The sequence below is a fragment of the Flavobacterium sp. genome (genome assembly GCF_027490375.1).
Taxonomy (GTDB): domain Bacteria; phylum Bacteroidota; class Bacteroidia; order Flavobacteriales; family Flavobacteriaceae; genus Flavobacterium.
Map to the genome: position 1 here is coordinate 115,684 of NZ_JAIXYH010000016.1, position 6,549 is coordinate 122,232.

The window sequence follows — 6,549 nt, forward strand, 5'->3', positions numbered from 1 at the left end:
TATGCTTTTTACTTTTTAAGAGAGGTTGTGCCGCAGCTATCGTTGTTAGCAGAAGTTTTTATTATAAATTGTATATATTGATTTTGTCATAAAGTCTTCCTTTATTTGGAATGAAATAAAACCCATCTATTTCTTTTTCTCTAAATTTTTCTTCTGACTGTTCCGTTGAGAGTATGTGCAGAGAATTATTTTTGTAAAGATAAATACCTTCTTTTTTTGGCAAATCTTGATTCCAGTTTTGAGGAATTGAATCTACGCTAAATTTCATTCCTTTTGATTTGAATGGGAAAGTTCCTTCTGTAAAAAACTTTGTGTAGACCCAAATTCCATTTTTTCTGAATCCGCCATTTTCGTCATATACAAATGCTGGGGAATAAGATCGAATTATTGAATCATTTTCCAATTCGCACTCGTATTCTTTAAATAAATACTTTCTATCAGATTCTTTGTCTTTAACTAATAAGTGCGGATAGTTGTCTGAAATGGAATCTCCAACTTTTAGGACAAGAACTTTTTTATTATCTATCAAAGTGTCTAGGATTGATAATTTATTAAAATATTGATTGTCAATTTCATCGTATTTTTCATGACATGAAATCAATATTGAAAACAAAAGGTATATTGGAAGGTTTCTCATGCTTTTTAAAATTTTTTCTAACGGTTTGCAGCCGCCCTAAGGGCGGGACTTTTACCACAAAAAATGATTTGAAAAACGAATGTTTGATTTACCACAAAACTGTCTTTGGAACACGAAACCCCGCCTTTTGGGTAGGTGCTGTTAATGTGTAGGCTTTCTTCTCATTTATCTGTTAGTCGTCTTAATATTTTAGAAAAAAAGCTTTCGTTTTCTTTTACTTCCTTTTCTGTCACCGTTACAAATTCAAAAGGTCCAAGTTGTCTAATTTTCACATTCTTGTCTATTGTCATTTCATTGGTCACAAGGTCAAACGAAAAACCAACATTTAAGTCTTGTTGATATTCGTATGAGTATAAATGTCCGATTGCTTTTTGGTCTTTCTCTTCTGTGAAATATATTCCGTCCACAGTAAAGTCTGGGTCGTAACGTTTGATTAGCTTTCGGTTGTCAAAAATGTAAATGCAATAACAAGCACCGACTAAAAAGTATTCAGGATTTGTCGTGTGAATTACGCTTTCAAGAACAGGAATGTCGTCCATTTCGTGTAACAACTCTCTTGTCGAAATGTCGATTAAATAACCTTGCCCGCCTGCCACAATAAAAGCTGTATCATTGGCATTGTCAGTTAATACTTTGTCGAAGGATTGGTAAGTTCGAGGAAAACAACCAACCCATTCTTGAAAATTGTTGTCCATAAACTTTACCCAAAGTCGAGAAATGAAAGTCTGTCCAAAATGTTTTTCTGGATAGTCTCCCGATGTCGGTGTATGGTTTAAAATTTCTGCACTCATTTCTTGTTGTGTTGTTGGTCTTTAAGCTTACACATAACTCAACAAATGGCGAAGTTTCTGCTACTTTTTCAATTTTCAAAAACAAGTATAAATTATTTAATACCAGCAGCTTAAATCAAAAAAATTATTCGCATTTTGAAACTATTAAATTGAACATTTGTTTCGCCTTTTGTCTTTTGCTAATTTACGCACTTCCCTCCTCCCAAAACTACCTACTTATAGGTATTTTTCTACCAAACGTTAGTAACGTATTCCCTAGCCCGGATGGGAGCGGCAGCCCGGAGAAAAAGCAGCTTGACGGAAGCGCGGCTGTGGTGGCAACCGAAGAAGCCCAGCGCAGCGCGACTGAAGGCAGCTAGTTTTTTGAGGACTACAGCGAAAGGCGGGATTAGCTGCTTAAAAATAGTTGAAATATCAAGACAAGAAAAACATTGGTACCGTTGTAGAAATAAGATCCTCGCTGCGACCAAGCCGGACTTAGGATGGTACCAAATTCGCAAATCAAAAGCAAACAGCCATACAACCACTTCATTTTGAGATAAATTATAGCAAAGTAAATTAGGTCACTTGCTAAGTATTTGCGAAATTCGTAGCATGGGGCAATACGGGCCTGCGCCGGTTTGTTTTAGCACGGATCGCACTCGAGGCTTTAGCCGAACAGACGAAGTAAATCCGCGCTATCGAGTTAGCACCACGAGCTTCACACAACAACTGCTTAAAACGGCTAATTTGATGTTGTTTTTGCTGCACAAATCAACGTTTCTGATCAGAAAGGGAGTTGTGCGACGGTTACGGCTGTTGGTGAGTCGTATTTTTCCACTTCCAAAAGGCAAAGCCACACAATAGAAATAAACAGATGATACTTATTAAAAAACAAAAAATTAGTCCATTTGGAATGTATATAGTATTCCATTTGTAAGCTATCGGGTTCATTAGATAATAAACAGGATCGATAAAATCACTCTTGTCAGAAAACATAAAATATACAAACGGAATATTAAACATTAAATATTGAAAAACTTTTAATTTGAGGCTTATCAATTTGTCAATTACTAGAAAGAAAACTGCTAAAACCAAGTAAATAAGAGAAACGAATATTGCGAAATCAGTTCCCGAAATCACATAATAGGTGTCCTCAATATTTAAAACTTGTTTGTTTTGACTAACAAATGAATACAAACAAAGAATTAATCCTGTAGCGAAATATAAATAAGATATTTTAAATACTTTTTTCATCATAAAATCATACGTCGGCATGCATATAGCGGTTTTAGAAATGGCGATCTGGCTGATTTTAGCACTGAAATTCAAAAGAATTACTACTGTTGAACTTCCCACAAGTGTTTCATAGAAGCATTTTAGCCGCAATCTTTCCAAACCGAAGTTAGCAGATGTTTTTTATTACCATTCTCTCCATAAGTCGGAAATACCATCACCGTCGGCATAATCTTCTGGATTTAAACCCGACGCAATTGTTATTTGGTCTATAAGTTCACACAAATCTTCTCTTTCATCTGTTTCAATAATACCTTCGTCTTTTTCATTTAACTTATTAAGTGATTTGATTGCAATTTCAAAACACTTCTCTTTTTTAGTTCTGTTTCCGTTTTCACCAAGTGATATAAGTTTTGAAATTAGATTGTCAAATATACTTTTCGCTTCATTGCAGTTTTCTTCGGTGTATTGTTCCATTTCATACTCGAAAAAATTTCCTCGCCATTTTGCGAACGGATAAAGTTCTTTGGTTTTAATTAATCTTTGTGAATACGTCAAACCGTCATTTTGAGCACTTTCAGAATTAATATCCGTTTTGATTTCTTCCACTAAGTTTTTTTCAGGTTGAGAAATTTTGTTTGTCTTTTTTGAATTGGCAAATAAGTAAATAATTCCACCGATGATAATAGCTCCAATAATTAAATTTGTCATATTTTTTTATGTTAGGTGTCATTTTTCTAAAACATTTTCTAACGGTTTGCCGCTAGTTGTCTGTTGCTGCTGCAAGTAATGACGAAAACTAAGCTACGAAATTTCTTTGAAAGACAAACTTTTCGTCAATTGATTATAAAAATAGCAAGCAAAAGCTCAGCAATAATGGTAAGCTGTTTTTTGCAATAGCCTTTATATAAAATCAGTATCAGATAGTATTTTCCAATCTCCGCCCGCGCCGATAATATCTATATGAAATCCGTCAGAAGTGTGAAATCCTTTTTCAGTTTCTGGATCACATGGTGAATAAATTATTTCGACGTGGTTTAGATTGTCCGTATTCCAATCTTCCCATGCAATAAATGAAAATCTATACTTTTTACTACAATTAGAATTTGATTCATACCTAAAGCTACGGAATCCTAAATCCTCCATTCTTTCCCTTAACTCATCAGACAAATCGTCTAAGTCCATTTCTTTATTAGATATATTTTTGTCTGTAATTTCTAGCGTTGCCAACTTAACAATTTTGTTCTTTGATTCAGTTCGGTATTCCTACTGAATGGTTGATTATGAAAATTCGAAATTATAATTCGCTTTTAATTTGCTCACTGATTTTCTTTAGTTCAGAATTCGCTTCAGTTCCTCAAAATTACTGTTATCGAACTCCAACTGTTGTCCGTAGCTATCAATCGTATATTGCTGCTCGCATTCAAAACAGATTTTTGATAAACCCACAATCGAGTCGTTTTTCTTAAAAACTAAAATATCTCTGTAAACTGGAACACAACGCGTTTTCGTAAAATTGTAACCGTCGTAGTATATCTCGCTCATCTTTGCTACATGGGAGCTATCCAGTTTCTTGTTAACTAAATAAAGCTTCTGAATATTTTGAATGACTGTCGCATTAATTTGCGCCGGTTCATCCTCTATTAGAAGCGTTTCTAGCATCGCTTCATCTTGAGTTTTTGAATCGCTGGCAAGAATTTTATCCAACGCTTTATCGGACAGCGCTACTTTGTAATGGTAAACCTCGTTAAAGCTAAAATGTTTGTATCGACAGCTCGACAATAGAATTAGTAATAAAACTAGAAAATACCTCATTATCATTTATTTACTAGATGCTTAAATAGAACTACACTTTAATTTGCGATGTACTTTCGAACAGCTGTAGAACTTCCATTTTAGAGATTTCAAAATAATGAAAACCAGAGATTTAAAAAATGCATACTGGATCAACAGTTGTGTTTCAATTCTATTTGTAAAAAGCTATTCTTACGCACGTTGTACAAAAAACTAGCAAAAAATTGGAAGGTTTCCCCTACACGAGTATGACCTTCAAAAACTACAAGAGCGAAAATTGTTAAATGCAATTCTGTTAAAAACTTGATTACACTTAGTTTAGTTCAATCTTTCCGTTTTTATACCGGTACATTTTTTTACTTACAATTTGCTCACCATCATTGTAAATTTCGGTAATCATATCTTGCAGTTTTGGGTGTTGCTTTGTTTCGTTTTTACTTGTGAAAAAAAACATGTCCTTGGAAGGTATGCCAAATACAACATCTTGACCAACTTTTTGTGTGATAACACTCCAAATTTCAGGCAGCAAAATAAGCGAGGCCTCCAAGTTATCACTACAAGTTAATCCAAATGCACCGAAAGTTGTTTCCGTGATGCGCAGTTCCTTAGCTGCTTTATCTAACAAGTTTTCTTTTGCAAGCGCATCTAAATCGTTTATCGAAAGCGTAGCTGGAATGTTTTGCTTTGAGACCAGAACAAATTTACTGCCGTAATCGATACCATAAAAGCAACGTAAATCAGCTCCGATTTCTGAAAATAACGGAGCGTTCTCGTCGGTGAATTTGATTGAATTTTCAGCCGAACCATCTTCATTAACTTTTACAATTGGAAAAATTTTCGACTTGATTTTTTTGAATTCTTTTTCGGTGGTTGCCGATTGGCTAAATGCTGTAAAAATTGTGAAAATAAATAGTACCGTACTGATGCCAAGCTTTTTCATTGTTGTAATTGTTTCTTAGTTACTTTGTTGAATTAAAGATTAAAATATTGTTTTTCTAAATATGCTATTTTAATGATACTTTTTGAATATTAATTAGGCTCTTGTGAGCACAAAAGTAAAGTGAGACTTAATCCACATTTTTAAATTTTAGAATTTGAACATGTGTCGTGTTTCGAGAGCGCAGCTTTGTAAACCGTACCAGCAAAGAAAATAAAAAAGGCGCATTTAAACGTTATAGTTTTTTTATTTTTGAGTATTGATTTACAGGGCAATGTCGGCTAACTCCGGTAACGCAGATTGCAAATCCGCGGTATCGTGGAGTATTTAAAAAAAATAATATGAAGATCATCGGTTGGCTATTGGAGTTTTTTCGAAAAAAAGAATACTATCAAATAGATTACAGAGAGTTAAACAACTTAGCTATTGAGTTTAAAGAGATTACCAATACAGACTTAGGAAAAATCGAAAAAGTAATCACTGAACGTAAGGAGGCGAATTCGATTTCAGACTTAAAAGCAAAATTATTTGAAAGAAAAGCGACGAAATTTATAAGTATGACAGATTTAATGGAAGCTGTTAACCAAACAGTTATAGATGATTATCGTAAGACATATTTTGAAGCTATAGAGAATAAATGGAATTTCAACTATTTTGTGACTACTTACAACCCGCTGCATAAAGAATCGATGTTAATATGTAATAGACTTTTTTCTGCAATAGATGACGATCTAGGCGGAGTAATCTATCCTTTGCTAGCAATTAGAAAGTACCAGGGATCATTCTACTTATGGAATTTTGTGGAGGAATACGATGGTTTTTTATAACTGCATTTTCGGATTACGAGAACTTTTTTTCTCATCCACCATCTTCCGCAATTGTCTCTCAACTTTGTGCCAAGCTAAAAACTTAATCCCACTCCCAACCAAACCACGTCTCCAAACGCACTCACGCCTAGCCCCGACTGCAGCGGCAGCCTGGAGCCAGAAACTAATGTCTGATAAACAAATTGATATGTGATTCTTGCGTTAGATTATATTGAAATTAATGGTTCGCGCCAGCCCAGACTTTGGATAGTACAAAACTCGCCAATCAAACGCAAACCGCCATACAACTACTTCATTTTGAGATAAATTATAGCAAAGTAAATTAGGTTACTTGCTTGGTATTTGCGA

7 protein-coding genes are annotated in these 6,549 nt (G+C 34.4%); 1 reads left to right on the top strand and 6 read right to left on the bottom strand.

Annotation, left to right across the window (positions count from 1 at the left end):
- Positions 1 to 61: 61 nt before the first annotated feature.
- From Q0064_RS02415 to Q0064_RS02440, 6 genes are all read right to left on the bottom strand, one after another.
- On the bottom strand, positions 62 to 637 hold the full coding sequence (locus Q0064_RS02415) for a hypothetical protein (RefSeq protein ID WP_298143768.1): 576 nt from the start codon (positions 635 to 637) through the stop codon (positions 62 to 64).
- A 161-nt stretch (positions 638 to 798) separates the two neighbouring features.
- Positions 799 to 1,428 (bottom strand): hypothetical protein, encoded by a 630-nt coding sequence (locus Q0064_RS02420; RefSeq protein WP_298143771.1) that lies wholly within the window; start codon positions 1,426 to 1,428, stop codon positions 799 to 801.
- Between the two features lie 1,401 nt (positions 1,429 to 2,829).
- Complete coding sequence (locus Q0064_RS02425) at positions 2,830 to 3,354, bottom strand: hypothetical protein (RefSeq protein WP_298143774.1); 525 nt, start codon at positions 3,352 to 3,354, stop codon at positions 2,830 to 2,832.
- Between the two features lie 192 nt (positions 3,355 to 3,546).
- On the bottom strand, positions 3,547 to 3,873 hold the full coding sequence (locus Q0064_RS02430) for a hypothetical protein (RefSeq protein ID WP_298143777.1): 327 nt from the start codon (positions 3,871 to 3,873) through the stop codon (positions 3,547 to 3,549).
- Between the two features lie 102 nt (positions 3,874 to 3,975).
- Positions 3,976 to 4,458: a hypothetical protein gene (locus Q0064_RS02435; protein WP_298143780.1), complete on the bottom strand. Its 483-nt coding sequence runs from the start codon at positions 4,456 to 4,458 to the stop codon at positions 3,976 to 3,978.
- Between the two features lie 292 nt (positions 4,459 to 4,750).
- On the bottom strand, positions 4,751 to 5,377 hold the full coding sequence (locus Q0064_RS02440; RefSeq protein ID WP_298143782.1) for a DUF1444 family protein: 627 nt from the start codon (positions 5,375 to 5,377) through the stop codon (positions 4,751 to 4,753).
- Between the two features lie 338 nt (positions 5,378 to 5,715).
- Here Q0064_RS02440 and Q0064_RS02445 point away from each other — a divergent pair, with 338 nt between their 5' ends.
- Complete coding sequence (locus tag Q0064_RS02445) at positions 5,716 to 6,201, top strand: hypothetical protein (protein WP_298143785.1); 486 nt, start codon at positions 5,716 to 5,718, stop codon at positions 6,199 to 6,201.
- Positions 6,202 to 6,549 lie beyond the last annotated feature (348 nt).